The sequence below is a fragment of the Sphingomonas parapaucimobilis NBRC 15100 genome (assembly GCF_000787715.1).
Taxonomy (GTDB): domain Bacteria; phylum Pseudomonadota; class Alphaproteobacteria; order Sphingomonadales; family Sphingomonadaceae; genus Sphingomonas; species Sphingomonas parapaucimobilis.
Genome location: NZ_BBPI01000067.1, coordinates 1 through 27,000, shown reverse-complemented (window position 1 = coordinate 27,000; position 27,000 = coordinate 1). Strand labels below are relative to the sequence as shown.

Here is a 27,000-nt window from a genome sequence, read left to right as displayed (position 1 = left end):
CGCGTCGGCCGGGGGTTCGGGGATTTAGCCGGACGCGGGAACCGTGGACGCCGCCCCTGTCTCGCGCAGGCCACCGCCCAGCGCGACATAGAGGGTGACGTCGTTCTGAAGGGCGGCGCTGCGCAACGTCAGCAACTGCTGCTCGGCGGAGAACAGGTTGCGCTCGGCATCCAGCACTTCGAGATAGATGGCGATGCCGTTGGTATAGCGAAGCCGCGCCGTGCGGGCGAGCCGCCGCTGCGCATCGACCGCGCGGGTCTGCGCCTCGATCTGTTCGGCATAGCGACGCCGGGCGACCAGCGCGTCGGCGACCTCGCGGAAGGCGCCCTGCACCGCGCGCTGATAGGCGGCGGTCAGCTCGTCGGCCTGCGCCCGGCTGAGCTTCAGCTGCGCGTTACGACGCCCCCAGTCGAAGATGGGGAGCAAGGCTGCCCCCTGCACCTGATACTGCCGCGAATTGCCGTCGATCAGGCTGCTGAGCGCAGGCGAGACGAAGCCCGCCAGCCCGGTGAGCGAAATGCTGGGCAGGAACGCCGCGCGCGCTGCGCCGATATTGGCGTTGGCGGCGCGCAGTTGCTGTTCGGCCTGAAGCACGTCGGGCCGGTTGACCAGAAGGGCCGACGGCAGACCGGGCTCGATCGCCGCGAACTGGTTCTGATCGCCCAGGCGCCGCCCCGCCGGAAGCGGCGTAGCGATCGGACCGCCGACCAGCACCGTCAGCAGGTTCTGCGACTGGGCCACCGTACGGCGCAGCTCGGCAAGCTGCGTTTCCGCCTGGGTCAGCAGCGCCGCCGCCTGATCGTAATCGACGCTGGACGTCACACCCGCATCCATCCGCCGCTTGGCGATGCTCAGCCCATCGCGGCGGCTGGTAACGGTCTGCTCGGCGAGCGCGATCTGCTCTTCGGCAGCGCGAATCTGGAGATAGGTCGCGGCGACCTGTCCGACCAGCGACAGGCGGAAGGCGCGTTCGGCCTCGACCGTCGCCAGATATTGCCGTCGCTGCGCCTCGGCGAGGTTGCGGACCCGACCCCAGAAGTCAAGCTCGAAGCTCGACACCCTCGCGCCCAGCGAGAACTGGTTATAGGTGATCGAGGTCGGGTTGTCCGCATTGCCCGCTCCGGGAATGGCGTTGCCGAAGCCGAGTGAGTTAAGCGGCACCCGCGTCCGGGATGCCCCAGCCGTGGCATCCAGCGCCGGCAGGCGTTGCGCATCCTGGATACGATATTGTGCCCGCGCCTGTGCCACCCGCGCCACCGCCTGGGCGAGGTCGCGATTGTTGGCGAGCGCGGCGGCGATATAGGCCTTGAGCTGCTCGTCGGCGAAGAATTCGCGCCAGCCGATCTCCGCAGCCGTCCGGGTGCCGCTGGCCGCCTCGGGATAGGTGGCGGACACGGGTGCGATCGGCTGGCGATATTGCGGCGCCAGGTTGCAGCCTGCCAGCGCGCTGGTCAGCGCCAGCGCGGCGGCCGCACGGGAAATCCCCTTACGCATGGGCCTGGCCCTCCTCTTCGCCGGTTCGCTCGTCACGCTCGCGCGCTTCTTCCTCGGCATCCGCCGCCTCATGGTCATGTTCGCGCGCCAGCCATTTCTTGGCCGCAATGTAGAAGACCGGCGTGAAGAAGATGCCGAACGCGGTCGCCGCGATCATGCCGCCCATCACGCCGGTGCCGACCGCACGACGGCTGGCCGCACCCGCCCCCGTCGCGATGAACAGTGGCACCATGCCCAGGATGAAGGCCAGGCTGGTCATCAGGATGGGGCGCAGACGCTGGCGAGCCGCCTCCAGCGTCGCCTCGAACGGGGAACGACCGCCCTCCTCGTCCTCGATCGCGAATTCGACGATCAGGATCGCATTCTTCGCCGCCAGGCCGATGATCGTGATGAGGCCGACGTTGAAATACACGTCCGCCGAGAAGCCCCGGAAGATGGTCATCAACACCGCGCCCAGCACACCGAACGGCACCACCAGCAACACCGCCAGCGGGATCGCCCAGCTTTCATACAGCGCGGCCAGCAGCAGGAAGACGACGATCAGCGACAGGCCCAGCAGCAGGCCGATCTGGCCACCCGCCTGCTGTTCTTCATAGGCGGTGCCGGTCCACTCGAAGCTCATGCCCGCGGGCATCACTTCGCGTGCGATCTTCTCCATTTGCTTCAACGCGGTGCCGGTCGACTGGCCGGGCGCGGCCATGCCCGAGACGGTCAGCGACGGATAGCCGTTATACCGCTCCAGCTGCTGCGGCCCGTTCTGCCAACGAACCTTCGTAAAGGCCGAGAACGGCACCATATTGCCCTGGCTGTTGCGCACACGCAGCGCCAGTACGTCGTCGGGGGACATGCGCTGTGGTGCATCGGCCTGAAGATAGACGCGCAACACATTGCCTTCGCGAACGAAGTCGTTCGCATAGGCCGAGCCGAAGGCGATCGACAGCGTCTGGTTCACGTCCGCAATCTGGAGCCCCAGCGCGCGCGCCTGGATCCGATCGATGTCGACATAGAGCTGCGGCGCCGGTCCCAGACCTTCGGGGCGAACGCCCATCAGAGTCTTGTTCTGCGATGCCTTGGCCAGGATCGCGCCCTGGGCCTGCTGCAACGCCGCTGCGCCCAGGCCCGAACGATCCTCGATCTTCATCGAGAAGCCGGTCGCATTGCCCAGCGCCTGGATCGGCGGCGGGTCGAGCGCGAAGATGGTCGCCTCCGGGATTGACTGGACAAAGCCCATCGTCTTGCTGACCAGCGTGGTCGAGTTGTTCTCGGTCCCCTTGCGGTCGTGCCAGGGTTTCAGGTTGACGAACGAGATACCCGCCGCCTGGCCCTGGCCGAAGAAGTTGAAGCCGGCGACCGACACGATGTCGGACACCTGCGGCTGGGCGTGGAGGAACTTCTCGACCTTGGTGATCGCCTCGCCCGTCCGCTCCAGCGTCGCGCCGGGCGCGGCATCATAGGAGACGAAGATATAGCCCTGGTCCTCGGTCGGCAGGAAGCCGCCGGGGATACGGGTGAACATCAGGCCGGTGACGACGACGACCACGGCGAACACCGCCAGCCAGCGAACCGGCCGCGACATCATCCGCTTCACGCCGCCCGTATATTTCTCCGTCCCCCGGCCGAACTTGTCGTTGAACCAGTTGAAGAAACGCTGCGGCAGGCCGCGCACGCCCGGCTTGGGCTCGGGCCGATCCTCCGGATGCGCGTCCTCCTGCTTCAGCAACGTCGCGCACAGCGCAGGCGTCAGCGTCAGCGCAAGCACGGCCGAGAAGAAGATCGACACCGCCAGCGTCACCGAGAACTGGCGATAGATGCCGCCGGTCGAGCCCGGGAAGAACGCCATGGGGATGAACACCGCGACCAGCACCAGCGTGATGCCGATGATCGCGCCGGTGATCTGCCCCATCGCCTTCACGGTCGCGCGGCGGGGGCTCAGCCCCTCCTCCGACATGATACGCTCGACATTCTCGACGACCACGATCGCGTCGTCGACGAGGATGCCGATCGCCACCACCATGCCGAACAGCGACAGCGTGTTGATCGAAAAGCCGAAGGCCAGCAGGCCGATACACGCGCCGCCCAGTGCGATCGGCACGACGATCGCCGGGATCAGCGTAGCGCGCCAGTTCTGGAGGAACAGGAACATCACCAGGAAGACGAGGATCATCGCTTCGACCAGCGTATGGATCACGCTGTCGACCGAAGCGGTGATGAACGGCGTCGTGGTGAAGGGAACGCTCCACGTCACATCGGCGGGGAAGCTTGTCTGAAGCTGCTTCATCTTGGCCGTGACCGCGTCCGCCGTCGCCAGCGCATTCGCGCCACTGGCCAGCTGAACGGCCAGACCCACGGTTTCCTTGCCGTTCAGGGTCAGGCGGAACCCGTAATTGTCCTTGCCCAACTCGACACGCGCCACGTCACCCAGCCGCACGGCCGAGCCGTCCGGGTTGGCCCGGATGATGATCTGGCGGAATTGCTCGGGCGTGGCAAAGCGGTTCTGGGTGATGATCTGCGCGGTGAACTCGGCAGTCCGGTTCAGCGGCTGGGCGCCGATCGAACCGCCCGCCGTCTGGCTGTTCTGCTCCTGCACGGCGGCCAGCGCTTCCGACGCCGAGAGGCTATACCCGGCCAGCTTCTGCGGATCGAGCCAGATGCGCATCGCATAGGGCGAGCCAAACAGCTGCACGTCGCCCACACCATCGATACGGCGAAGCTCGTTGCGGATGTTGTTCTCGGCAAAGTTGCCCATCGCGACCGGGCTGGTCTTGCCCGACTTGGAACTGAGCGTGATGACCTCGAGGAAGCCCGCCGAGCCCTCGGTCACCTGAATGCCGAGCGCGCGGACCTCCTGCGGCAGGCGCGGTTCGGCGCGGCTGAGGCGATCCTGGATCTGGGTGCGCGCCACATCCAGGTCGGTGCCTGGCTTGAAGGTGACGGTGATCTGCGCGGTGCCGTTGGAACGGCTGGTCGACGCCATGTAGAGGAAATTGTCGACGCCGTTCAGTTCCTTTTCGATGACCGCGGTCACCGAACGGTCCATCACCTCGGCATCGGCACCGTTATAGGTGACGGCGAGGTTCAGTGCGGGCGGCGCGACGGACGGATAGCTTTCGATCGGCAGCAGCCGCAGCGAAATCACACCGAACAGGGCGATGAAGAGCGCGATCACCCAGGCGAAGACCGGGTGATAGACGAAGAAGCGGTTCATGATGCTCTACTCCGGCGATCAGCGGGCAGCGGCGTCAGGGCCGGGCTGTCCGCCCGTCTGGCCCTGTGCCTGTGCGCCACCGGCTTGCCCCGGTTGCCCGATGCGAACCTTCTGGCCCGGCTGGACCTTCTGCCAGCCCTCGGTGATGACCTTCTCGCCCGGTTTCAGACCGGACAGGATCACCCAGTTGCTGCCGACCTGACCGCCCAGCGTGACCGGGCGCGGCTGGGCCGTGCCCGCCCCGTCGACCACCATGACGGAGGCCGCCTGATTGCTCAGCTGGACGGCGCGCTGCGGCACCGAGATGCCGTTGCGGATCGTGCCCGCATTGACATGAGCGCGGACGAACTGGCCGGGCAGCAGGGCACGGGTCGGATTGGGGAAGCGTGCGCGCAACTGCTGGCTGCCGGTCGTCGGGTCCACCGTCTGCCCGGCAAAGTCGAGCTGGCCGGTCGGACCATATTCGGATCCGTCCTCCAGCGTCAGGCGCACGGTGATATGCGACAGGTCGGGCAGCGCCAGACCACCCGAGCGGGCCTGCTGGATCAATTCGCTCAACGCCGCGCTCGACTGGGTGAAGACGGCATAGATCGGCGACATCTGGTCGACCTGGGTCAGCGGCGTCGCCTGGGTTGCGCTGACCAGCGCGCCCTCGGTCACCTGCGCGCGACCAACGCGGCCGGCGATCGGCGCGCGGACGATGGTGTAGCTCAGCTGCAACTGCGCACGCGACAGGGCGGCGCGGGCATCCGCGACGCTGGCGTCGGCCTGGCGCAGGGTGGACTGGGCCGCGTCGAATTCCTGCGCGCTGACCGCGCGTTCGGACACCAGCGGCTGGTAACGGCGGACGATCGACGCGGCATTCACCCGCGCGGCCTCGGCCCGAGCCAGTGCGGCCTGAGCCTGTTGCACCTGTGCGCGATAGTCGCGCTGGTCGATGCGGAACAGCGGCTGACCCTCGGCGACGTCGGTGCCTTCGCGATACAGCCGCGCCTCAACGATACCGTCGGTCCGCGCGCGAACCTCGGCAGTGCGGATCGCCTCGATCCGGCCGGGCAGTTCGATGACGTTGGGAACGGCAGCGGACTGAACGGTGATCGCGGTGACGAGGGGCGGTGGCGGAGCAGCCTGCTGCTGCTGCGACGCCCCCTGCCCGCACGCCACCAACGCCAATGCCATCGCAAGCGACGGCCCCAGGACGGTAAATTTGGACACCCCGTGAAACTCCCTGAAGCACCTGACGTTTAAGTCATTCGGTTCCCCTGTACCTCGCACCTGCAAAAAAGCAACGGGCAGGTGCAATTAAATTTGACCAATGCCCTTTAAGGACGCAAGAGGGGAACATGACAGTCACCAAACGGACCGCGGGACGACCCACGCGCGAGCAGGCGCAGCACATTGACGACATCATCCTGTCCGGCGCGCGCGAGGCGTTCTGCAGCCGCGGGATCGAGGGCACCTCGATGGAGGAAATCGCGTTATCCGTGGGGGTTAGCAAGCATAGCATCTATCGCAGATACGCGGGCAAGATGGCGTTGCTCGACGCGGTGGTGGCGCGCGACCTGGACCGGTTGAACCAGACCATGCTGGACGGCAGCAGCGGCGCCAATCCTCTGGAGCGATTGAAGAATTCTGCGCGCCGTTTCTTCTTTTTCTGCGTCGAGCCGGATTCGGTCCGGTTCATGGCCTTTCTGACATCGGAGGCGATTTTCTCCGAGGAGCTGCGTCAGCGATTCGCGACCTGGGACCGCGTGCTTGCCGATCCGATCATCGCCTGTATCCAGGCGTCGCAGGATGCCGGGCTGTTGCGGCGTGACGATAGCGCCATGGCGCTGTTCAGCCTGCTGGCCGACATCCTGGACGGACCCGGCCGCCGGATGCAGTTCGACCTTCCCGACCCCTTCAACGGCATGACGCCGGACGCCTTTTTCGAGCATCGCTGGTCGGTGTTCCTGAAGGTCGCGACGGCGGGTTGAGCGATCGGGTACGATCTTCATCGGGAACGCGAGGATATGGCGGGCGTTGGCGGGCCATGTCCGACGACCTGCTGATCTTCCGCCCCGATGATCTCGATCTGTCCCGCTCCCCGCTTCGCCGCGGCATATCCGAGCCGACCTATGTGCTGGGGGCGTTCAATCCGGGCATGACCCGGCTGGCCAACGGCAACATCCTGCTGATGGTTCGCGTGGCCGAGGCGCTGAGCCAGCCGGTCGACGGCGATCATGTCCGCGCGATCCGCTGGACGGACAAAGGCTATGTTCTCGACCGCTATCCGCTCTCGGCGGTCGACATGACCGATCCGCGCCAGTTCGCCATTCGCGGCAGCGCACACCGGATCCTTGCGCTCACCTCCCTGTCCTGGCTGCTGCCGGTCGAACTGTCGGGCGACGGCTCGACAATTGTCGCGGTCCATTACGATAAGGCGATCGAACCTGCCGCGACCTGGCAGGATTACGGGGTCGAGGATGCCCGGATCAGCCGGGTCGGCGACCGGTGGTACATGACGACCTGCTCAGTGTCTGCCGAGCGGCATTCGACCACGCTTCATATCTCTGACAACGGCCTGGATTACCGGCTGGCGGGGATCATCCTCGATCATCAGAACAAGGATATGCTGTTCTTCGAGGGCCTGGTCGACGACCGGTTCATGGCGCTGACCCGGCCGCTGGGTGAAGTCTACTTCGCCTATCCCGGGGACAGCCCCTTTGTCGGGGGACCGTCGATCAATTTTGCGACGTCGCCAGACGCGCTGCACTGGAAACCGCTGGAGGCCCCCGGCATCCGGGCACGCAAGGGTTCGGTATCGGCGATGAAGGTCGGCGGAGGCACTCCGCCGATCCTGACCGAACAGGGTTGGCTGACCCTTTATCACGGTGTCGAGCGGCGCGAGTCGGTCGGCATCTATCGCAGCTTCTGGGCGCTGTTCGACAAAACCGACCCGACGCGCATCCTGCACCTTGCCGACGATCAACCGATCCTGGAGGCCGCGCCCGAGCTTACGGCCTCCATCGCCCATCAAATGTACCTGCCGACGCCGGTGGTCTTTTCGACCGGCATGATCGACATGGGCGACCATTATCTGGTGGCAAGCGGCGAGGCCGACCTGGCCTGCCGGATGACCCGCCTGCCCAAGGGGCTGTTCGCATGAGCGCGCGCCCCTGGTGGCAGTCGGCGGTCCTCTATCAGATTTACCCCTGGTCGTTTCAGGACAGCGGTGACGACGGCGTCGGCGACCTGCGCGGCATCGAGCGCCGCCTTGACTATCTGGTCGAGCTGGGCGTGGATGCGATCTGGCTTTCGCCAATCTTTCCGTCACCTATGGCCGATTTCGGCTATGATGTGAAAGATTACTGCGATGTCGATCGTCGGTTCGGGACGCTGGCGGATTTCGACTCGCTGCTGGCCTCGGCGCATGCGCGTGGGCTGAAGCTGCTGCTCGACTTCGTACCCAATCACAGCTCGGACCAGCATCCCTGGTTCGTCGAGAGCCGGTCCAGCCGCGACAATCCCAAGCGCGACTGGTATATTTGGCGCGATGCAGCCCCGGACGGCGGCCCGCCCAACAACTGGATCAGCGATTTCGGCGGTCCCGCCTGGACCTGGGACGAGGCGACCGGCCAATATTATTATCACGCCTTTTTGAAGGAACAGCCCGACCTCAACTGGCGCAATCCGGATGTGCGCGCCGCGATGCTCGACGTGTTGCGTTTCTGGTTCGCGCGCGGCGTCGATGGGTTTCGGATCGATGTGCTCTGGCACATCGTCAAACATGCGGGCTTCCCCGACAATCCGCTCAACCCGGACTGGGACCCGGCGACCGGTGAAATGAACCGGGTGTTCCAGCTCCATTCGACCGACCAGCCCGAGGTCCATGACATCGCCGCCGACATGCGTGCCATCGCCGATATGTTCGGCCGCGGGGACGATGAGCGCGTGCTGATCGGCGAAATCTATCTGCCGGTCGAGCGGCTGATGCGCTATTATGGTCAGCATGGAGAGGGCGTACACCTGCCCTTCAACTTCCAGTTGATCGATGCCGCTTGGGATGCGCGCCATCTGGCGCGGATGATCGCGGACTATGAGGCCGCCCTGCCCCCAGGCGGATGGCCGAACTGGGTACTGGGCAATCACGACCGCCCGCGCAGCGCGACCAAGCGTGGTCCGGCACAGGCGCGGGTAGCGGCGATGCTGCTACTGACGCTGCGGGGTACGCCGACGCTTTATTATGGCGATGAGCTGGGTATGGAAAATGGCGTCATTCCGCCCGACCGCGTTCGCGATCCGCGCGAGTTACGCGAGCCTGGGCTGGGCCTGGGGCGTGATCCTGTGCGCACGCCAATGGTTTGGGACGCCAGCGACCAGGGCGGCTTTACGAAGGGTGAACCCTGGCTGCCGCTCGGCGAAGGCTGGCGGCAGCGCAATGTTGCTGACGAACTGGCCGAACCCGACTCCATGCTGACGCTCCACCGGGCCTTGCTGGCGCTTCGGCGGAGCAGTCCCGCGCTCGCCACCGGAACGATCCGGCTGATCGAGGCGGAGGGTTCCGTGCTCGCCTATGAGCGCGAACAGGATGATGAACGCTTCGTCATCGCGCTCAACCTGAGTGCGGAACCGGCGCCGATCCGCCTGACTGGCCGCCCCATACTGTCCACGCTGGGTGATCTGCCGAGCGATAACCCCGTCCTGCTTCGCCCCGATGAGGGCCTGATCCTGAAAGTCGACACGCCTGCATGAAGATCGCGATGATTGCCCCTATCGCATGGCGTACCCCGCCGCGCGCCTATGGCCCCTGGGAATTGGTGACGAGCCTGCTGACCGAGGCGCTGGTCGCGCGCGGAGTAGACGTCACCCTGTTCGCGACGCAGGACAGCATCACCACCGCCAAGCTGGCTGGCCCCGTCCCCGCCCCCTATTCGGAGGACCCATCGGTCGATGCCAAGGTCTGGGAAATGCGTCACCTGGCCAGCGTGTTCGAGCGGGCGGGCGAGTTCGACCTGATCCACAACCAAGCCGATTTTCCCACCCACGCCTTTTCCGGGCTGGTTGATACGCCGATGGTGACGACCATCCATGGCTTCTCGTCGGAGCGTATCGTGCCGATGTACGCGCCCTATCAGGATCGGATACGCTACGTCGCGATTTCGGACGCCGACCGGCATCCCCGACTACGCTATGCCGACACCATCCATCACGGCATCCCGATCGAGGATTTCCCCTTCGATCCAGTGGGTAGCGATGACCTTCTGTTCTTCGGTCGCATCCACCCCGACAAGGGGGCCGCCGAAGCCATTGCCGTCGCGCAAGCCGTCGGCGACCGTCTGCTGATGGCAGGGATCGTGCAGGACCAGGGTTATTGGGAGCGCGAGGTGCAACCCCATGTCGATGACGACCGCATCGTCTATCGCGGACCCGTCGGCGGCGTGGAGCGGACTGCGGCGCTGGGACAGGCCAAGGCCTTGCTCCACCTCATCAACTTTGACGAGCCGTTCGGACTTTCGGTTGTCGAGGCGATGGCCTGCGGCACGCCGGTCATCGCGATCCGGCGTGGATCGATGCCGGAACTGATCGAGGACGGGGTCAACGGCTTCCTGGTGGATAATGTCGAACAGGCCATCGAAGCGGTCGGCCGGATCGGCGAGATCGACCGGGCCACCTGCCGAAAAGTGGCGGCCGATCGCTTCTCGGTCGACCGCATGGCCGACCGCTATCTTCAGCTTTATCAAACGATCCTGGGCTGATCGCGCTGCGCCAGCGCGACGCTGTCGATCCGGTGGAGCATCGTCACGAACGCCTCCAGTTCGTCCGGCGTGAACCCGGCGAATAGCTGCGCCTCCAGTTCCAGCGCCTTTGGCGCGACATCGGCATAGAGTTCCCGCCCCGCCTCGGTCAGGACCAGCAGATGCGAGCGGCGGTCGCCGTCATGCGCGTTTCGGGCAAGGAGGCCACGCCCGACCATGGCGATGGCGGCGCGCGAAACCGTCACCTTGTCCATCCGGCTGCGCTCGCACACCGCCGACTGGGCGACTGCGCCCTCCTCCGCGACGATCGCGATCAGCCGCCACTCCGGGATCGTCAGCCCGAACAGCTGTTGATAGGCGCTGGCGATATGATCGCTGACCAGGTTGGACGTGATCGACAGGCGATAGGGAAGGAAGCCATCCAGCCGCAATTCGCGAGATCGTAACATTTGACACCAATTCCCTGTTCTGCGATCTAGTAACCGAAGATACTGGATCAGGAGTTGGACGTCATGGCAACCACCCCGAACAATCCGCTGGGCCTGGACGGCTTCGCATTCTGCGAATTCACGACGCCTGAGCCGGACACGCTGGCCCGTCAGTTCGACATGATGGGCTTCGTCCCCACCCATCGGCATCCCGAAAAGGCGATCACCCGTTACAAGCAGGGCCGCATCACCCTGCTGCTGAATGCCGAGGAGCAGGGCCAGGCGGCGGACTTCCGTGCCGAGCATGGCCCGTCGGCCAGCGGCATGGGCTTCTACGTCGCCGATCCGGCCGAGACGTTCGACCACGCGATCAAGGGCGGCGCCACCCCGGTCGACGCCGCACGCGGATGCCTGACCCCGGATGCCAAGGCAATCGAGGGCATCGGCGGCAGCTATCTCTATCTCGTCAAGGCGGGCAGCGACCTGTTCGCCGGCTGGAACGAGGTCGAAGGCTGGCAGCAGGCCGAGGCGGAGAACAATGTCGGGCTCGACCTGCTCGACCACCTGACCCACAATGTCCGCCGCGGCGAAATGCGCACATGGTCGGGCTTCTACTCGAAGCTCTTCGGCTTTGAGGAGCAGAAGTATTTCGACATCAAGGGCAAGGCGACCGGCCTGTTCAGCCAGGCGATGATCGCCCCCGACAAGGCGATCCGCATCCCGCTGAACGAGAGCCAGGACGAGAAGAGCCAGATCGAGGAATTCATCCGCGAATATAATGGCGAAGGCATCCAGCACCTCGCGCTGACCACCGACAATATCTATGAAACCGTCGAGAAGCTGCGCGCGCGCGGTGTCCGATTGCAGGATACGATCGAGACCTATTACGAACTGGTCGACAAGCGCGTGCCGAACCATGGCGAGGACCTGGAGCGGCTGCGCAAGAACCGCATCCTGATCGACGGCAATGTCGGCGAAGAGGGTATCCTGCTCCAGATCTTCACCGAGAACATGGTCGGGCCGATCTTCTTCGAGATCATCCAACGCAAGGGCAATGAAGGCTTCGGCAACGGCAATTTCCAGGCGTTGTTCGAGTCGATCGAGTTGGACCAAATCCGGCGCGGCGTCATTACCGTCGACGCCTGAGATTTTGCCGAACCAAGGGGCTTCCTCCCCTCCCCTTCAGGGGAGGGGCCGGGGGTGGGGCGCTTCCGAAAACCGCCGGCGCGTGGAGAGGCCCCACCCCAACCCCTCCCCTTCAGGGGAGGGGCTTGCTTGGAAGGAGAGGAAAAAGAGATGACGACATCCTACATCCCCGGCTTCGGCAACCATGTCGCGACCGAGGCGGTCCCCGGCGCACTCCCCATCGGCCGCAACTCGCCCCAACGCCCGGCTTACGGGCTGTATGCCGAGCAGCTGTCCGGCACCGCCTTCACCGCGCCGCGCCACGAAAACCGCCGTTCCTGGCTCTATCGCCTTCGCCCGACCGCCGAGCATCCGCCCTACGAGCCTTATGCTGGCGCGCCCCGCTTCGCCCCCGGCACCAGCGACAGCCCCCTGCCCCCCAATCGCCTGCGCTGGGACCCGGCGCCGATGACGCCGCCGGGCACCGACTGGATCGACGGGATGACGACGATGCTCGCGAACCGCGACCCCGCCGATCTGGAGGGTGTCGCGGTCCATGTCTATACCTGCAATCGCAGCATGGAGCGCGTGTTCGTCGATGCGGACGGCGAGCTGGTCTTCCTGCCGCAATCCGGCCGCCTGACCATCCTGACCGAGTTGGGCCGCATCGGCATCGCCCCCGGTCAGATCGCGCTCGTCCCGCGCGGCGTACGCTTTCGTGTCGAACTGCCCGATGGCGAGGCGACGGGCTATGTCGCGGAGAACCATGGCAGCCTGTTCCGCCTGCCCGACCTAGGCCCCATCGGTGCCAATGGTCTCGGCAACCCACGCGATTTCGAGACCCCCGTCGCCTGGTTCGAGGACCGCGACGAGCCGACACAGGTCGTCCAGAAATTCCTCGGCTCGCTCTGGACGATGACACTCGACCATAGCCCCCTCGACGTGGTGGCCTGGCACGGCAATCTCTTGCCCTGGCGTTACGACCTTTCGCGTTTCAATACGATCAATACGGTCAGCTTCGACCATCCCGACCCCTCGATCTTCACTTTACTGACCTCACCCAGCGACGTGCCCGGCCGGGCGAATGCCGATCTCGTCCTGTTTCCGCCACGCTGGATGGTCGCGGAGGACACGTTCCGGCCGCCCTGGTTCCACCGCAACATCATGTCGGAAGCGATGGGCCTGATCACCGGTGCCTATGATGCGAAGGCCGAAGGATTCCGTCCCGGCGGCCTCTCGCTCCACAATTTGATGGCGGGCCACGGCCCCGACCTTGCCAGCTGGCAGGGGGCGAGCAACGCCGACCTCCGGCCGCACCGGATCGAGGGCACCATGGCCTTCATGGTGGAAAGCTGCTGGCCCTATCGCCCGACGACCCACGCATTGTCCCATGCCCAACTCGATTACGATGCCGTGTGGAAGGACTTTCCCAAGGCCAGGCTGCCCCTATGAGCCTGACGCTCCACGGCTATTGGCGTTCGAGCGCCGCCTATCGCGTGCGACTGGCGCTGGCGCTGAAAGGCCTGTCCTATGACGGCGTCGCGCACGACCTGCGCACCGGGGCACAGCGTGCCGCGGACTATCGCGCGCTCCAGCCCCAGGGCCTCGTGCCGGTGCTGGAAGGGCCGGACGGACCGTTGATCCAAAGTCCCGCCATTCTGGAATGGGTGGAGGAACGCTATCCCGACCCACCGCTTCTGCCCGGTGACCATGCCGGGCGCGCCGTTGTGCGGGCGATGGCGGCCATCGTGGCGTGCGATATCCACCCGATCAACAATCTGCGCGTCCTGACCATGCTGCGTCAGGACATGGGAGCCGACGACGCCGCGATCGGTCGCTGGATCGGCCATTGGGTGACGGAGGGCTTCGCGGCACTGGAAACGCTGATCGAACGGCACGGCGCGGGCTATGCCTATGGCGACACGCCGACGCTGGCCGACTGCCATATCCTGCCGCAGGTCTATAACGCCCGGCGGTTCGCGGTCGACCTGTCGGCCTTTCCCCTGCTCGTCGCGGCGGCCCAGCGCCTGCGCGACCGTGTACCCGAGGCATCACCCGAGGTTCAGGGCGACGCGGCATGAGCGACGAACGCCTGACCGCCACGCCCCCCGGGATCACGCTCGGCCCGCTCGACACCATTGCCGACGGCGCGGCGCGCAATTTCGTGCTCCAGATGCGCGCGGGCCGTTTCCATGGCTTCGTCATACGGCGCGGCGAAACGGTCCATGGCTATGTCGACCGCTGTCCGCATATGGGCCTCCCGCTGGCGCAGGAACTCGACGCCTATCTGACCCCGAATGGGGAGCGGATCGCCTGTTCATGGCACGGCGCGATCTTCGACGTGGCGGACGGCCAATGTCTGGGCGGCCCCTGCATGGGACAGCGTCTAACGCCCTGGCCGGTCGCGGTGCGCAATGGAGCCATCGTTACGGCGTGACGCCCGTCACCTCGGCATGGGCAATCGCCTGCAACCGACCAATGAGGCGGGGTTCCAACCCCAAATCGATCCCCGCCCGCTCCTGCTCGCCCAGCCGGCGGACGTCGAACCCCGTGATCTTCCCGAAGACGACCAGCGCCTCGAGATAATAGCCCGCTGCGCTGGCGTGATACTGGTCCCAGGTCCACAGATCGACCTGACCGAAAGCGATACCGTCATAGGGGTTCGGATCGGCGACCCGCTCCGCCCAGGCCCTGTTCCATGCCTGCCCGACCGGGATCGTGCCCGAGATTTCGGGATAGCGCCGCAATGCATAGGCATTCCCCGCCGCCAGATCGTCCGCCATCGCGTTGATCGTCTTGCCACGCCAGGGACTGGCGGTGCGATAGGTCAGGTCCGCGCGACTCCAGGTGGATACAAGCTCGACCCTGACGCGCGGATTGGCTCGGCGCAGCATGGCGGTCAGCAGCCCTGCCGCCTCGGCGTGGCGCGTCGGATCGCCCGGCCGCTGCGCATCGAGCGTGCTATAGCCCTGCAGCACGACCACATCCCAGCGCCGATCGATTTCCTTTCGCTTCTTCTCGTAATGATAGGCGAGGTCGCGGCCGGGCGCGGTTTCCAGGCTGACCTGCCAGTCCTGGCCCGCCTGCTTGGCGAACGTCTTGAACATTGCGGGCACGCCGCCAATGCCTTCGCGGTTCAGGTCGCGGACCAGGTCGGGGCGGTAGCGCATGACCGGCGAATGCGCGCCGAAGGTGAAGCTGTTTCCGACGAACAGGATCGACTCTGCAGCGGCCGGGGCGGATGCGGTCAGCGCCACCGCTATCAAACCACAATGCCGAAACTTTCCCATCATGCCCGTCCCCTTGTTCTTCATGGCAGCCCTTCTGACGGATGCCCCCGCGGGTACGCAACCCGGTTGATCGAAATTCCGATATACCCTATACCCCTATCCATTATGGCTCATGTGACGACCAGCAAGGAAAAAATCATCGCGCGCGTCCGACGGATCGCGGGACAGGTCGCGGCGATCGAGCGGTCGGTGGCGGCCGATGCCGATTGCGCCGAGACGCTGCACCTGGTCGCGGCGGTGCGCGGCGCCGTGGCGGGTTTGATGGACGAGCTGGTCGAGGATCACCTCCACGCCCATGTCGCGGCCCCTGACCTCTCCGACCAGGAGCGTAAGGCCGCCGCCACCGAGCTGGCCAAGTTGCTGCGCCGCCATTTCCGCTGATTGCCGATCAAGGACGCCTTGCCGTGAACAGCCCCGTGAACGCCTCCATGAACAATCACAGCCACGATTATCTGGGCCATGCCCATGACGAGAATGCGCGCCGCACCCGCCTGGTGGTATGGCTGTCGACGGGGATGATGGTCGGCGAGATCGTCGCGGGCTATCTGACCGGTTCGATGGCGCTGCTGGCCGATGGTTTCCATATGGCGACCCATGTCGGGGCACTGGGGATCGCGGCGATCGCCTATTCCTATGCCAAGCGCCATGTCGCCAATCCCCGTTATAGCTGGGGCACCGGCAAGGTCGGCGAGCTGGCGGGCTTCGGGTCGGCGATGGTGCTGGGGCTGGTATCGCTGGGCATCGCCTATGAATCGATCATGCGGCTGGCCGATCCGCATGCGGTTGCGTTCGGGGACGCGATCTTCGTCGCGGTGCTGGGTCTGCTGGTCAACATCGCCAGCGCCTGGCTGCTCGGCCATGGTCATGGGCATGATCATGGACACAGCCATTCCCACAGCCATGGTCATTCGCACGATCATCGCGACCAGGACCATGGGCATTCGCATGACCGTTATGGTGGCGACACCAACATGCGCGCGGCCTATATCCATGTCCTGGCCGATGCGCTGACTTCGGTCATGGCGATCCTGGCTTTGGTGGCGGGGCGCTATCTGGGCTGGGTCTGGCTCGATCCGGCGGTCGGGCTGCTGGGTGCGGCAGTCATCGCCAACTGGTCGGTCGGCCTGATGCGCCAGGCCTCGACCGTGCTGCTCGACGCAGCCGATCCCAAGCTCGCCGGTCAGGTCCGCGACCGGGTGGAGGCGCCCGGCGACCTGCGCATCCACGACTTCCACATCTGGCGGATCGGACCCACGGCCCATGCCGTGGTCCTGTCGGTCGAAGGCATCGACACGGTCCTGACGAGCGCCGCAATCCACCAGCGACTGGAGGGCATGGCGGCGCTCGGCCATGTCACGGTCGAAATCCGCTAACACCTTATTGAAAAAGGGATGGTAGAGCGCGCAGGATGAAAGCGCTGCAAATTCTGGCCGGAGCCATCCTTCTGGGCGCGGCAGGCGGCGGCGTGATGCTGGCCCGCCATGCCTCTCGTGACGACGTGCCCCGGCCCGCCAAGACGGCACCACACAGCATCGTTTCCCTGCCGCCGGTCGTGGTCCCCTCGCCCACCCCGACGCCCGCGCCCTTCGTCGTCCGCCATATCCTGGATTTGAAGGGGCCATTGAAGCACGGTGACTTCGTGTGGGACGAAAGTGGCGCGCCCGGCGGCCCCATCGTCATTACGGTGGATCTGGCCGCGCAGGTCGTCTCGATCTTCCGCGATGGCTATGAGATCGGTACGGCGGCGATCATCTATGGCGCGGACAATATGCCGACGCCGCTCGGCGTGTTTCCCATCCTGCAAAAGGATGCGACCCACGTCTCCAACCTCTATGACGCGCCGATGCCCTATATGCTGCGCCTGACCAATGATGGCGTCGCCATCCATGCCAGCGATGTGCGCTACGGCAATGCCACCCATGGCTGTATCGGCGTGCCCCCCGGCTTTGCCAAAAAGCTGTTCGCCGCGACGAAACTGGGTGACCGGGTGATCGTGACCAAGGGCAAGACGATGACGCTGGGCCAGTCGATCCTGGGCTGATCGCCCCCAAGAAATTTGGCCGCACCCGCTTGCCAAATTCCTGTGGCTTGAATAGGCAGCATCGCAACGCGGGTGTAGCTCAATGGTAGAGCAGCAGCTTCCCAAGCTGAATACGAGGGTTCGATTCCCTTCACCCGCTCCATCTCCGCACTGAACCCACGGATTTCCGCCATTTCGGCGTCCGGCCGCGCTTCGCGGGACACCTGGCTGTAGCACCAAGCTGCGCACACGCCGCCGTCGTCCGCCCGCAACCGAAGCCCGTGCCGGCGACCGGACGAGACGTGGGACGTGGCCTCAATCACCTATCTGTGCCGGCGTGGCGCGCGCTATTACTACCGCCGCCGCCTGTACCAGCGGAGCGTCGTCAACCATCCTATAAGCATCTCGCTCGGTACGGCCGACCCGGTCGAGGCACGTCGCCTCGTCCCCCGGCTGTCCGCTCGATGGGAGATGATGGCGATGCAGATGTTCAACCGGACCAGCCGCGGTTTCCTTCAGGCGCAGGAACTGACGCGCATCTTCCGCGCAGGGCTCGACGAGGAGTTAGGGCTGGCGATGGCCTCCCAATTCGATGCTCCCGACGAGCTGCAAGGGAAGCGCCGCACAGTGCGGGTGCTGGAAGCGGCCTATCGGATCGCCGCGCGTCTGCCCGCCGACGCGGGCAGCGTGCCGGAGACCATCGTCGACGAGCTGACCGACGGCTTCTCGGATGAGGATCGTGCAGCCGTCGTGCTGATGCTCCGTTCGCTGGCGCCCCATAAGAGCGCGCAACGTGATGCCGAGAGCGCCTTGACGGCGATGTCGGCACCAACGACCCCGCGCGCGATAGATGACGCGCGCGTGCAAATCCTTCGGGCGCGTGCAGAAGCGCAGGCGCGTGCAGCGCTCGCCGATCACCCGCTCGCGGCCAGCCGGGGCGATCCGTACACGGCACTGCTCGACGACGATGTCGTCGCGGCGATCCGGCGCCAGCCGGTTGCGCCTTCAACCCCAACGCCATTCGGTCAGGCTGATCCGCATCGATCCTCCAGCGCGGGTCAGCCCGACTCCCCGTTCCTCACCCAAGACACGCGGCGATTCAACGAGATCATCGAGGACACCATCAAGATGATCCAGAGCGCGGGCGACTGGGACGAGGATCTGGACCAGCGTCGGCGTGTGATACGCAGCTTCGGGTGGATCACCGGCGACAAGCGCCTATGCGATTATGGCCCCGCCGATGCCCTGCATTATGCCCAGACCCTGAGGAAGCTACCCACGGAATTCAGATGGGGAACGCCTGAGGCGGGCGCCATGAGTCGCCCGCTGCAGGAGGTGCTTGTGGAGGTCGACGCGATGGCGAAGAAAACGCCGCGCAGCGATCGTACGTACAATCGCGATCTGACGATCATGGCGCGCTTCTCGCGGGAGCTGGCCAAGGCGTCGTGGCGGCCGAGATTCGGCAAGGATCTCATCGTCGACTTCAACGAACACACCGCCAAGGTCCAAGATGATCCCACCGATCCTGACCGGATGCCGTGGACGGAGGAGCAGTTAGTCTGCGCCTTCAAGGCTCCGATTTATACGGGCGGCGGCGGGTGCAGCCGACGGTTCAAGACCGGTTCCGATGACAAGGTGTGGCAGGATGCTGCATACTGGGTCCCGCTGCTGTTGGCCTACACCTTCATGAGCCGCGAAGAGGCGTGCGGGCTCGAATGCAGCGAGATCGTGTTCGACGTCGACACGCCCTTCCTGATCGTCAAAGCTAACATGACCAAAAGCAAGAACGGCGAAACGGCGGCAGGGCTGAAACGTCGCTCTCGCCACCGTGTCATCCCTCTACATCCGGAACTATTGCGGCTCGGCTTCCAGAGGTACGTCGCTGCGATCGAGGCAGAAGGTCACTGCATGCTGTTCCCGGAATTGTACCGGGGTGATCTCAAAAGGCGTGGTGGGATCCGCTTTTACGCCAGCGCTGGTCGGTATCTGCTCGACTATGTCGATCAGAATGTACCGCTCCTGCGAACCTCCTCGGGCAAGCGCGCAGACCTCCATTCGATGCGCACCGCCGGCGCAAGTTTTCTCGAGGATTCAGACGCGAAGCAGGTCTATATGGATGATATCCTGGGGCATGTCCGCGAGGGCACGGGGCCGCGTAAATATTGCAAGGCATGGTTCGTGAAGGGCGGTGCGGCAATCATTCAGAAGCGGCTGGGTCTGATGTGCGACGCGACGCCGAACCTGACTGCGCATCTCACGCCTGCACCGCTGGCCCTGCTGCCGCTGGAGGAGCGGTCGCGGACGGGATCGTACAGGGAATGCGCATCGCGGCGGAAGGCGTGATGACCCAGTATCTCGCGCCTCGAAAACATGGGCTGGTGCGTCCTACTTGTGTGGGAGAGCCGGTTGCGAGATAGGGAACAATTGGGCAACACGCTGCGACATTTCATCGAGGGTAATTCATGAAGGCGATCGAACTCTTCGCGGGCGCGGGCGGCCTCGGTCTTGGCGTCGGGCGAGCTGGGTTTACGCCAGTCGACGTGGTCGAATGGGATCGCTGGTGCTGCGACACGCTACGTGAGAATAGGGCTCGTGGCACCGAGGCGATGCGACACTGGCCCGAACCACGTGAGGGGGATGTTCGTGGCTTCTCGTTCCAGTCATTGGAGGGTCAGGTCGAACTCGTGACCGGTGGTCCGCCGTGTCAGCCCTTTTCACTCGGAGGGCGTCACCGGGCGTTTCTCGATAGCCGTGACATGTGGCCCGAGGCCGTCCGCGTCGTGCGCGAGACACGCCCGAGCGCTTTCATATTCGAAAATGTGAAAGGCCTGACCCGCGCGACATTCGCGACTTACTTTAGCTATATCTATCTCCAGCTCTCTTACCCGGAGATAGAGAACCGTAACGGCGAGACTTGGCTCGATCACCGTGCCCGCCTGGAGCAGCATCATACCTCCGGCGTGTCAACAGGCCTCAACTACCGGGTACTGCCTCCCAAGGTTCTGAACGCGGCGGATTATGGCGTACCGCAAAGGCGTGAACGGGTATTCTTCGTGGGCTTCCGCTCCGACCTTGGTATCGAATGGTCCTTCCCACGCGAAACGCATTCGCGTGATGCCATGCTTTGGTCGCAGTATCGCTCGGGTGAGTATTGGGATCGCCACCAGGTCAGCAGTCGCACGCGTGAAATTGACATTCGCGCCGAGGCCTTTGCCGCCAAGCTTATCGACAAGCCGCTGGATCGCCCGTGGCGAACGACGCGTGATGCCCTGATCGGTCTCCCCGATCCAGAGTTTCACCCGACTGCGCTCAGTACGTATCGCGATCATCGCTTTCAGCCGGGCGCTCGCTCGTATCCGGGCCATACCGGCAGCCCACTCGACGAGCCGGCTAAGACGCTTAAGGCTGGCGTCCACGGCGTGCCTGGCGGCGAGAACATGCTCCGCCGGTCCGATGGTACGGTGCGTTATTTTTCCATTCGTGAAAGCGCCCGTTTACAGACCTTCCCCGATGACTTTGTCTTCCATGGTTCATGGTCGGAAACCATGCGGCAGCTTGGCAACGCCGTGCCGGTTGAGCTCGCGGAAGTCGTTGCCCGTTCGGTTCGTCAGCATCTGGATGCCGCTCAGCTCCGTGTCGGCAACGCTTGATGTCCGACGTCTACAATCCGCTCGACAAGATCAATCTTGGTAAATCCGTCGCCGAGGCTCTTCTAGAACAGCCAGCCATGCCGTTGTCTGGCATTGCTGCATTCGAGGGCGCAGGCATCTATGTCCTCTACTACCACGGTGATTATCCGGCCTATGCGCCGATCGCTGCCATGAATGCAGCCGAAGCTCATTGGCCGATTTACATTGGCAAGGCGATTCCGTCAGGCGGACGCAAAGGAGCCAGCCTGTCGGCAAGTTCCCGGGGACGCTCGCTATATAATCGTCTCAGCGATCACCGCGACAGCATCGCCGATGTCCAACGCGGCTCGGGCACGCTTTCGGTCCAAGATTTTAGCGTACGCTATCTTATTGTTGACGACATATGGATCCCGCTAGGCGAGAGCTTGCTCATCACGCGGTTCCGCCCTGTTTGGAATATCGCGCTGGATGGGTTCGGTAATCACGACCCCGGCAAGGGCCGATATAATGGTCTGCGCCCGCTATGGGATCATCTCCACCCCGGTCGCGGATGGGCCATCAGATGCGCTGAGCGAACCGAGACGCTCTCTGAAATCGCCACCCGCATCTCGGATTATCTTGACGCACACCCTCTCCATTTGGGTAGCCACCGGTAATGGTCGGGAGTTGGGACTTTGCTGCCATCCCTGCAGCGTGGGCCGAACTGCGGCTTTCAACGGAAGCCGACGTTCGCGATCTTGGCCAGCCAACGGCATTAAACGAGCAAGACTGCGCCGTTAGCATTCCGTCCACCTTCGTGCGATTAGACATCGAAGGCGGTCTTTCAGCAAATGGCTGATGCGGGAGAGATCTGACCAGAGTCATCGTCCACCTCATCATGACGTTAGCGAAGGTCGAGGATACTTGGCCCGATCTCCGTAACGACCAACGCAGCTGCTTGGCCGTCGCGCCCCGGGATCGCCACCACCTGTCGGATAAGTGTTTTGGGAAGCTTCTCGGGATCGGCGCGCTGTCCAGGCCACACCTGATCAACCGAGAGAACCTTCGGAGGCGCAGACCCTGGCGGCGGGCCAATCAGTCCGGAGATCGTTGCCGAGCCACCCAGCCGCTTCAGCACTGTCCAACTTCGCACCTTGGCCATCGTCCGGCCTGAACAATCTATCCGGACCTCGCGCGCCAGAACGGGCTCGCCGGCAACCGGCTTCAACCCGTTTGGCATGGATCCCGGGACCGGATCGGGGCCGGCCACGTACTGCACGGTCGTGTGACCTTTTGGGCGGATGCGGCATTCGTCGGCGAGCGTAGTCCAGGCAGCCTCCGCCTTCATTCGGCCGGCAAGCCTGTCGATGCGCGTCACGGCCGCCACCGCCTGTCTCGGCGTCTCAAGTACGCCCCCCCTTACCGGCTCTGTTAGCAGCATCTGCGCGATCAGATACCAGAGGATGTTGAGGATCAGCAGAAGCGAGAAGGCTAGAAAGGCGCGCAGGAGGAACTTGTGCGCCATCATGATGCAGGTGACTTTCCAGTCGACCACGGCCATGTTCCGGCGAGCATGACTGAGGAGCCGCGCAGCCTGTGCGGCTACGGGATTGCGCTTTCCCCATGAATATACGAAGTCGCCGACGCCCACTTCGTGCGACATTGACACTTCGAAGACTCGAAAGGCCCACACTCCCGCAGCGGCGGTGTAAGATACCGCCAAACCGAGCAGCAGCAGGTTCAGCCAGATCGGCGCCCCGCCTGCCTTCTTCTCCCAAAGTGCGCTTACGACCGTTAGGATCAACGGGATTAGCGCCGCTACCAGCGGGAGATAGGTAGCGGCCTTCTGTTCGGTTCCGCGCCGCCGATCGGCTTCGCTATCGGCGAGGCGGCGAGCCTCATCTAGAGCAGCCGAGCTGTCACGCTTGAAGTCGATCGAGGCGATCCGTTGCAAGTCAGCCTTGGTGCGATCGGCCTGCTTGGCACGCTGCTCAGAAGTCCAGCGCACAAGCCAAGGCCAAAAGAAATCGAAGATATCAAAGAGCCGCTCGTTCACTTACCGGTCTCTGGGATCGCTAGGAGCGTATCGACGATGGCCTCCGCCAAGGGCAGGCCCGTACGCCGTTCTATCCAAGCCCATTGGCCGTTGGGATTGATTTCCAGGAACCAGTGCCGGCCGTCAGGATCGGCGACGAGATCGATCGCTCCGTAGCGCAATCCGAGGGCTGCAGTAAGCGCAAGGCATCGCTCCGCGACATTCGGCGGCAGTTCAATAGCCTCGTGCCGCAGATCATGACGCGTGCCGGAACGCCAGTCGACTTCGGTTTCGTCATGGTCTTGAGAGTGGATCGCCGCCGCAAAGACCTTGTCACCGATCACGGTCACCCGAACATCAAAAATCTTACTGACCTCGCGCTGGTAGATGACCGGAGCAAGCCCCACTGCTTGGCGATCCATGGGCCGCAAAGGGGCTAGGCGCGTCGTGAACAACACTTCGCTTGTCTCTCCGCGCTCGACCAGAGAATGGCGAAGCGGTTTGCCGACGATCCCGCCAGAAGCAATGAACGATTCTACGGGCGTGAAGTCGTTAGAGATGAGCGTATTGGGCACATCGAAGCCCAGCGATACAGCCAGCTCGAGCTGACGCGGTTTGTCCTCGGCCCGCAGGATTGCGAACGGTGAGCTCAGCCAACGCCCCTCAAGCGCATTCCAAAGCGAGCGCATCACCGCCGACCATTCCGCAGACAGATAGTCACGGGTAGCCGGATCGCTTGTCGGATAAGGTTCCGGAGTGCCAGGCCGACGATAATAGGCAGCGCGCACGTCGCGAACATTAAGGACGGTGCCTTCAAACTCAATTTCCCACCCGCGGTCAGCCTCTGGACTGAAGCGAACGACAGCGGATGGCAGGTCCTCGCTGTTCAAGCGCCAAAAGGCGATCCCACGGCGGCGCAACTCCAGGACGATGAAGTCCATGGTAATGTCACGCTTATTGGTAACTAGGAGTATCAATGCGAAACGGCCGGATCAGTGTACGAGCGAGTCTTCGTCGTCACTCTCACCATTTGAATAAGATCTGGTCTGAAGCTCAAGAAGCATTAGCGGCCAGTCGTCGTCGATACCTTCCTGGTTGTTCAAAGACCGTGTCTCGAGGTCCAAAAGCGCAGACGAGGCCATTTCGTCGGTGCCCTCCTGCTGCACGTTGGTCCTTGTTACGATCGCCTCAAGCGCACCGCAGCTACGTACACCAACTAGTCCATCGTCGGTGGAGATGTCGTCGTCCGCGCCTTCCTGCTTGGTTTTGGTAAAAGTGCTGGTGTCGAGCAACGTCGAGCAAAGCTCGCGGCTCGCGGCCGCGTCCTCATCGTCCCCCTCCTGCTGGACCCTGGTGCAGGTGCGGGTTTCGAGCTGAGGTACGGACGCAGCCTCTACCAGAGGAACAAAGCCCTTGCCGGTATTAACCACCCAAAGCTGAACTTCCGGATCGTAGCGCCCCGACATTTCTTCCGACGCGATGCAGGGCGTGGCGTGGCGAAACAGAAGCGGAGCGGTCTCGGCAATCGAGTTCGAGGTCTGGCGCATTGAACAAATCCCCTGAGCCCGGATGATGACTTCTACGCTTTGTTCTACCCTTAAGGCCCCTCGCTCGCCGTTGCAATCAGGCGAACGACCGTAAGCGTCCGACCTGACCCGTATTGCGTGGCAACTCGTGCTGCGAGAGGCGAGGAGCGCTCAGGAGAGTCCTTTAGCACTCCGAAAGGAGATTGCGGATAGGCCGCATGGACGTCATCACCCACGTAGAGCGTCGCCGACGCTACACCGACTGCAACTGCGCTGGCCGACGACTTCAGCTTTGAGGATGAGTTTCAGAGCAGCAGAACGTCGAAAATCAGGGCACTTGGCTAATCGTTCGCCTCGATCGGCGATCTTCAGCTTCCGTCAGGATCGGACGTTCATCGCGGCTGACTTGAACGACCGGCTCTGGTCGATGTCAGACAGCGATACCCGAAAGCGTTTTTCCGATGGCTGTTTTGGCCATTGGAGAAGGATCATAGAGATGTCTGAAACCCCACCGTCGGCCGCAAAGCGTCCAGTCTGGAATGCCGGAAGAACCGTAGGCGCGAAGCGGGCACCGAAACCGAAGCAAATATGGGAGATCCGGTTCTATCTCAATCAGCGCCGACGCTTGCGAGATCGGGCGCTGTTCGACCTGGCAATCGATAGCAAACTTCGAGGCTGCGACTTGGTACAAATGAAGATTGGCGACCTTGTCAGCGGCGGGCAAGTCCGAACGCGAGCGATTGTCATGCAGCAGAAAACAGGCCGGCCGGTTCAGTTCGAGCTGCTTCCAGACGCTCGCGCCAGCCTGCTGGCTTGGCTGGAGCGGCGGGGCGGCACGGTGAACGACTACGTCTTCCCCAGTGGGGTCGATCGTGATGGGCATCTCAGCACTCGCCAGTACGCCCGGCTTGTCGATGAATGGGTGACAGGGGTCGGTCTGATCCGAAGTGAATACGGTACGCACTCGCTCCGCCGAACGAAGGCATCGATCATCTACAGGGCAACCGGCAATCTGCGTGCCGTCCAGATCCTGCTCGGCCATAGCAAGATCGAGAACACGGTCCGCTATCTCGGCATCGATATGGAAGACGCGCTTGCCCTCGCCGAGAACACCGAGATTTGACCTGTCGGCTCCTCGCTCGGGCGAGGAGCCGACCTTACTGCGCATGGGACAAATCTGTCATTCCCAGATTCCAGACTGAACGTCAGGTCTTGCCATGAGCCGACATTCAGCGGGCGCTGGATTGCCCTTGCACAGCGCCTGCATCTGGGCCGGTTCCTGACTGAAAGCTTCTGGGCGTCAAACGCCAAATAGCCGCTATTTGCAAGAGAGGCCGCCGCAAACGACACCGGCGAACACCGACATTGTGATCTTGCGGCCGGGTCTTCCGGGCGCAATGGCCTACGCGGCATTCCCGCGTGATCGCGCGTTCCGTTACCGCACGTGCAGCAAAAGCTACGCGCTGAGTAGTTGCTCCCGGATCAGCTAATCCGATAAGCCGCGTCTCGTCTATTTGGCACGCACTGGGCCGATGATCTACGATAGCTGGATGAGCAGCACACGTGTCAACGACTTGCGAACACGCATCGCCGAGGTCGTCGCCGGCAAAAAGGCCTATGACGTTCCGGCCGTCTGCATCCGTCTGGGTCTGGCCGAGGGAACCGATGACGAGGCGATGCGGAGCAAGTTCAGATACGTGCACTCCCGGCTAGTGCCCCTATCCACCGCCCGCGTAGTCGCAGTCGCCAACGAACTCTTAGAGCAGGACTGGGACTTCTGGCTGGCCGAGCTGGTCGCGAAGGTCACGGAGCACGGAACCCCGCAGGTCTCCATACTGACCCGTCGTCGCATTTTCGACGTCTTCGATGGCCAGCCGCTGTGCACGGAGTACGACCAGGTGGACTTTCTCGAGAACGTGTTCCCGATCGGAGCCATGTCATCGGCCTTCCCCGACACCGACATCTGGGGACACCGGTCGCTGAAGGACGACATCATCCAGCACATCGTCCGGAACGACGACTGGAGCAATCGCGAACTGCTCGAGCGGCTCGGCTTGCTGGACGCATCTAAGGCGCTCCTCTTCCGCTTCCTGGAGGCCGCGGTGCACCCGACGGCGATCGACGAGGCTGACCAGAAGCAGCGGGTAGAGAGCATCAACCGGCACCTCAAGCATGACGGATACCGTCTTTCGCGCACCGGCAGGATGTCTGGCAGTCCGATCTACACGGTCGATGCCGCCGCGATCGGATCACCCGCAGATGCGGCCATCTCCGATACGTTGGCCAAGTTCGAGCCCGAACAGGTCCATGCGCGCTGGACGGCCGCCATGGATCGCCGCAGCGACGACCCCGCCGGCGCCATCACGCTCGCGCGTACACTGCTCGAGGACGTCTGCCGATGGCTGCTCCACGACCTGGATATACCGGCGGCGGACCAAGACGACTTGCCGACCCTCTACCGCAAGCTTTCCAAGGCTCTGAAGCTGGCGCCCGACGACCACAGTGAACAGGTGTTCAAGCAGATTCTTGGG

General features: G+C 63.8%; 24 protein-coding genes and 1 tRNA gene. 17 read left to right on the top strand and 8 right to left on the bottom strand.

Going from position 1 to position 27,000, the window contains the following annotated elements; all coding sequences use genetic code 11:
- Window positions 1-24: 24 nt before the first annotated feature.
- Genes SP5_RS11465 through SP5_RS11455 form a run of 3 tightly spaced genes read right to left on the bottom strand, consistent with a single transcriptional unit; the run spans window position 25 to window position 5,914 of the window.
- Window positions 25-1,494, bottom strand: coding sequence for an efflux transporter outer membrane subunit (locus SP5_RS11465; RefSeq protein WP_042488636.1), 1,470 nt, complete (start codon window positions 1,492-1,494; stop codon window positions 25-27).
- Complete coding sequence (locus SP5_RS11460; protein ID WP_042488634.1) at window positions 1,487-4,699, bottom strand: multidrug efflux RND transporter permease subunit; 3,213 nt, start codon at window positions 4,697-4,699, stop codon at window positions 1,487-1,489. Before SP5_RS11460 ends, SP5_RS11465 begins: the two co-directional genes overlap by 8 nt.
- An 18-nt stretch (window positions 4,700-4,717) precedes the next feature.
- Window positions 4,718-5,914, bottom strand: a complete 1,197-nt coding sequence (locus tag SP5_RS11455; RefSeq protein WP_042488631.1) for an efflux RND transporter periplasmic adaptor subunit — start codon at window positions 5,912-5,914, stop codon at window positions 4,718-4,720.
- A gap of 128 nt (window positions 5,915-6,042) precedes the next feature.
- Here SP5_RS11455 and SP5_RS11450 point away from each other — a divergent pair, with 128 nt between their 5' ends.
- Genes SP5_RS11450 through SP5_RS11435 form a run of 4 tightly spaced genes read left to right on the top strand, consistent with a single transcriptional unit; the run spans window position 6,043 to window position 10,437 of the window.
- Window positions 6,043-6,675, top strand: a complete 633-nt coding sequence (locus SP5_RS11450) for a TetR/AcrR family transcriptional regulator (RefSeq protein ID WP_042488628.1) — start codon at window positions 6,043-6,045, stop codon at window positions 6,673-6,675.
- A 56-nt stretch (window positions 6,676-6,731) separates the two neighbouring features.
- Window positions 6,732-7,847, top strand: coding sequence for a glycoside hydrolase family 130 protein (locus SP5_RS11445; protein WP_042488625.1), 1,116 nt, complete (start codon window positions 6,732-6,734; stop codon window positions 7,845-7,847).
- Window positions 7,844-9,433, top strand: coding sequence for an alpha-amylase family glycosyl hydrolase (locus SP5_RS11440; RefSeq protein WP_042488621.1), 1,590 nt, complete (start codon window positions 7,844-7,846; stop codon window positions 9,431-9,433). The genes SP5_RS11445 and SP5_RS11440 overlap by 4 nt, the downstream gene beginning before the upstream one ends.
- Window positions 9,430-10,437, top strand: coding sequence for a glycosyltransferase family 4 protein (locus tag SP5_RS11435; protein WP_042488618.1), 1,008 nt, complete (start codon window positions 9,430-9,432; stop codon window positions 10,435-10,437). Before SP5_RS11440 ends, SP5_RS11435 begins: the two co-directional genes overlap by 4 nt.
- Here the strand turns inward: SP5_RS11435 and SP5_RS11430 are convergent.
- Entirely contained in the window at window positions 10,419-10,886 is a 468-nt protein-coding gene (locus SP5_RS11430) for a MarR family winged helix-turn-helix transcriptional regulator (protein WP_042488616.1), read from the bottom strand. The two genes, SP5_RS11435 and SP5_RS11430, sit on opposite strands and share 19 nt — an antisense overlap.
- Window positions 10,887-10,949: 63 nt before the next feature.
- Between SP5_RS11430 and hppD the strand changes: the two genes are divergently transcribed.
- From hppD to SP5_RS11410, 4 genes are all read left to right on the top strand, one after another.
- On the top strand, window positions 10,950-12,011 hold the full coding sequence (gene hppD / locus SP5_RS11425) for a 4-hydroxyphenylpyruvate dioxygenase (RefSeq protein WP_042488612.1): 1,062 nt from the start codon (window positions 10,950-10,952) through the stop codon (window positions 12,009-12,011).
- A 150-nt stretch (window positions 12,012-12,161) separates the two neighbouring features.
- Complete coding sequence (gene hmgA / locus SP5_RS11420; protein WP_042488609.1) at window positions 12,162-13,442, top strand: homogentisate 1,2-dioxygenase; 1,281 nt, start codon at window positions 12,162-12,164, stop codon at window positions 13,440-13,442.
- The gene (gene maiA, locus SP5_RS11415; RefSeq protein ID WP_042488607.1) at window positions 13,439-14,071 is read left to right on the top strand and encodes a maleylacetoacetate isomerase; all 633 of its coding nucleotides are present in this window, start codon (window positions 13,439-13,441) and stop codon (window positions 14,069-14,071) included. Before hmgA ends, maiA begins: the two co-directional genes overlap by 4 nt.
- Window positions 14,068-14,427 (top strand): Rieske (2Fe-2S) protein, encoded by a 360-nt coding sequence (locus SP5_RS11410; RefSeq protein WP_042488604.1) that lies wholly within the window; start codon window positions 14,068-14,070, stop codon window positions 14,425-14,427. The genes maiA and SP5_RS11410 overlap by 4 nt, the downstream gene beginning before the upstream one ends.
- On the opposite strand, the gene SP5_RS11405 is transcribed toward SP5_RS11410, so the two are convergent.
- Window positions 14,417-15,283, bottom strand: coding sequence for a PEP-CTERM sorting domain-containing protein (locus tag SP5_RS11405; RefSeq protein ID WP_245613473.1), 867 nt, complete (start codon window positions 15,281-15,283; stop codon window positions 14,417-14,419). The two genes, SP5_RS11410 and SP5_RS11405, sit on opposite strands and share 11 nt — an antisense overlap.
- Window positions 15,284-15,385: 102 nt before the next feature.
- Here SP5_RS11405 and SP5_RS11400 point away from each other — a divergent pair, with 102 nt between their 5' ends.
- The 7 genes from SP5_RS11400 to SP5_RS11370 all read left to right on the top strand — a co-directional run bounded on the left by SP5_RS11400 (window position 15,386) and on the right by SP5_RS11370 (window position 21,585).
- Complete coding sequence (locus SP5_RS11400; protein ID WP_042488601.1) at window positions 15,386-15,661, top strand: metal/formaldehyde-sensitive transcriptional repressor; 276 nt, start codon at window positions 15,386-15,388, stop codon at window positions 15,659-15,661.
- A gap of 47 nt (window positions 15,662-15,708) precedes the next feature.
- A complete protein-coding gene (gene dmeF, locus SP5_RS11395; protein WP_042488598.1) occupies window positions 15,709-16,653 on the top strand; it encodes a CDF family Co(II)/Ni(II) efflux transporter DmeF in 945 nt (314 codons plus the stop codon).
- 35 nt (window positions 16,654-16,688) lie between these two features.
- Complete coding sequence (locus tag SP5_RS11390) at window positions 16,689-17,321, top strand: L,D-transpeptidase family protein (protein WP_042488597.1); 633 nt, start codon at window positions 16,689-16,691, stop codon at window positions 17,319-17,321.
- 68 nt (window positions 17,322-17,389) lie between these two features.
- Window positions 17,390-17,463, top strand: a tRNA-Gly gene (locus SP5_RS11385).
- A 146-nt stretch (window positions 17,464-17,609) separates the two neighbouring features.
- Entirely contained in the window at window positions 17,610-19,643 is a 2,034-nt protein-coding gene (locus tag SP5_RS11380) for a DUF6538 domain-containing protein (RefSeq protein WP_157013688.1), read from the top strand.
- 119 nt (window positions 19,644-19,762) lie between these two features.
- Window positions 19,763-20,950: a DNA cytosine methyltransferase gene (locus tag SP5_RS11375; protein WP_042488592.1), complete on the top strand. Its 1,188-nt coding sequence runs from the start codon at window positions 19,763-19,765 to the stop codon at window positions 20,948-20,950.
- Entirely contained in the window at window positions 20,950-21,585 is a 636-nt protein-coding gene (locus tag SP5_RS11370; protein WP_042488589.1) for an Eco29kI family restriction endonuclease, read from the top strand. Before SP5_RS11375 ends, SP5_RS11370 begins: the two co-directional genes overlap by 1 nt.
- A gap of 227 nt (window positions 21,586-21,812) precedes the next feature.
- Here SP5_RS11370 and SP5_RS11365 read toward each other — a convergent pair whose 3' ends face one another.
- The 3 genes from SP5_RS11365 to SP5_RS18530 are packed head-to-tail and all read right to left on the bottom strand — an operon-like array spanning window position 21,813 to window position 24,490.
- The gene (locus SP5_RS11365) at window positions 21,813-22,964 is read right to left on the bottom strand and encodes a hypothetical protein (RefSeq protein ID WP_042488586.1); all 1,152 of its coding nucleotides are present in this window, start codon (window positions 22,962-22,964) and stop codon (window positions 21,813-21,815) included.
- Window positions 22,961-23,884: an MvdC/MvdD family ATP grasp protein gene (locus SP5_RS11360; RefSeq protein WP_245613472.1), complete on the bottom strand. Its 924-nt coding sequence runs from the start codon at window positions 23,882-23,884 to the stop codon at window positions 22,961-22,963. The genes SP5_RS11365 and SP5_RS11360 overlap by 4 nt, the downstream gene beginning before the upstream one ends.
- Before the next feature lie 51 nt (window positions 23,885-23,935).
- The gene (locus SP5_RS18530) at window positions 23,936-24,490 is read right to left on the bottom strand and encodes a hypothetical protein (protein ID WP_052811510.1); all 555 of its coding nucleotides are present in this window, start codon (window positions 24,488-24,490) and stop codon (window positions 23,936-23,938) included.
- A gap of 469 nt (window positions 24,491-24,959) precedes the next feature.
- On the opposite strand from SP5_RS18530, the gene SP5_RS11350 reads away from it, so the two are divergent.
- Together SP5_RS11350 and SP5_RS11345 are read left to right on the top strand one after the other, a co-directional pair.
- On the top strand, window positions 24,960-25,592 hold the full coding sequence (locus tag SP5_RS11350) for a tyrosine-type recombinase/integrase (protein ID WP_042488683.1): 633 nt from the start codon (window positions 24,960-24,962) through the stop codon (window positions 25,590-25,592).
- Window positions 25,593-26,001: 409 nt separating this feature from the next.
- The coding region (locus SP5_RS11345) for an abortive infection family protein (RefSeq protein WP_052811509.1) at window positions 26,002-27,000 on the top strand (999 nt) is incomplete at its 3' end.

Bases quoted from the DNA above. Each gene is read 5' to 3' on its own strand.
- SP5_RS11465 (WP_042488636.1), bottom strand. From the start codon at position 1,494: ATGCGTAAGGGGATTTCCCGTGCGGCCGCCGCGCTGGCGCTGACCAGC.
- SP5_RS11460 (WP_042488634.1), bottom strand. From the start codon at position 4,699: ATGAACCGCTTCTTCGTCTATCACCCGGTCTTCGCCTGGGTGATCGCG.
- SP5_RS11450 (WP_042488628.1), top strand. From the start codon at position 6,043: ATGACAGTCACCAAACGGACCGCGGGACGACCCACGCGCGAGCAGGCG.
- SP5_RS11445 (WP_042488625.1), top strand. From the start codon at position 6,732: ATGTCCGACGACCTGCTGATCTTCCGCCCCGATGATCTCGATCTGTCC.
- SP5_RS11440 (WP_042488621.1), top strand. From the start codon at position 7,844: ATGAGCGCGCGCCCCTGGTGGCAGTCGGCGGTCCTCTATCAGATTTAC.
- SP5_RS11435 (WP_042488618.1), top strand. From the start codon at position 9,430: ATGAAGATCGCGATGATTGCCCCTATCGCATGGCGTACCCCGCCGCGC.
- SP5_RS11430 (WP_042488616.1), bottom strand. From the start codon at position 10,886: ATGTTACGATCTCGCGAATTGCGGCTGGATGGCTTCCTTCCCTATCGC.
- hppD (WP_042488612.1), top strand. From the start codon at position 10,950: ATGGCAACCACCCCGAACAATCCGCTGGGCCTGGACGGCTTCGCATTC.
- hmgA (WP_042488609.1), top strand. From the start codon at position 12,162: ATGACGACATCCTACATCCCCGGCTTCGGCAACCATGTCGCGACCGAG.
- maiA (WP_042488607.1), top strand. From the start codon at position 13,439: ATGAGCCTGACGCTCCACGGCTATTGGCGTTCGAGCGCCGCCTATCGC.
- SP5_RS11410 (WP_042488604.1), top strand. From the start codon at position 14,068: ATGAGCGACGAACGCCTGACCGCCACGCCCCCCGGGATCACGCTCGGC.
- SP5_RS11405 (WP_245613473.1), bottom strand. From the start codon at position 15,283: ATGATGGGAAAGTTTCGGCATTGTGGTTTGATAGCGGTGGCGCTGACC.
- SP5_RS11400 (WP_042488601.1), top strand. From the start codon at position 15,386: ATGGCTCATGTGACGACCAGCAAGGAAAAAATCATCGCGCGCGTCCGA.
- dmeF (WP_042488598.1), top strand. From the start codon at position 15,709: ATGAACAATCACAGCCACGATTATCTGGGCCATGCCCATGACGAGAAT.
- SP5_RS11390 (WP_042488597.1), top strand. From the start codon at position 16,689: ATGAAAGCGCTGCAAATTCTGGCCGGAGCCATCCTTCTGGGCGCGGCA.
- SP5_RS11375 (WP_042488592.1), top strand. From the start codon at position 19,763: ATGAAGGCGATCGAACTCTTCGCGGGCGCGGGCGGCCTCGGTCTTGGC.
- SP5_RS11370 (WP_042488589.1), top strand. From the start codon at position 20,950: ATGTCCGACGTCTACAATCCGCTCGACAAGATCAATCTTGGTAAATCC.
- SP5_RS11360 (WP_245613472.1), bottom strand. From the start codon at position 23,884: ATGGACTTCATCGTCCTGGAGTTGCGCCGCCGTGGGATCGCCTTTTGG.
- SP5_RS18530 (WP_052811510.1), bottom strand. From the start codon at position 24,490: ATGCGCCAGACCTCGAACTCGATTGCCGAGACCGCTCCGCTTCTGTTT.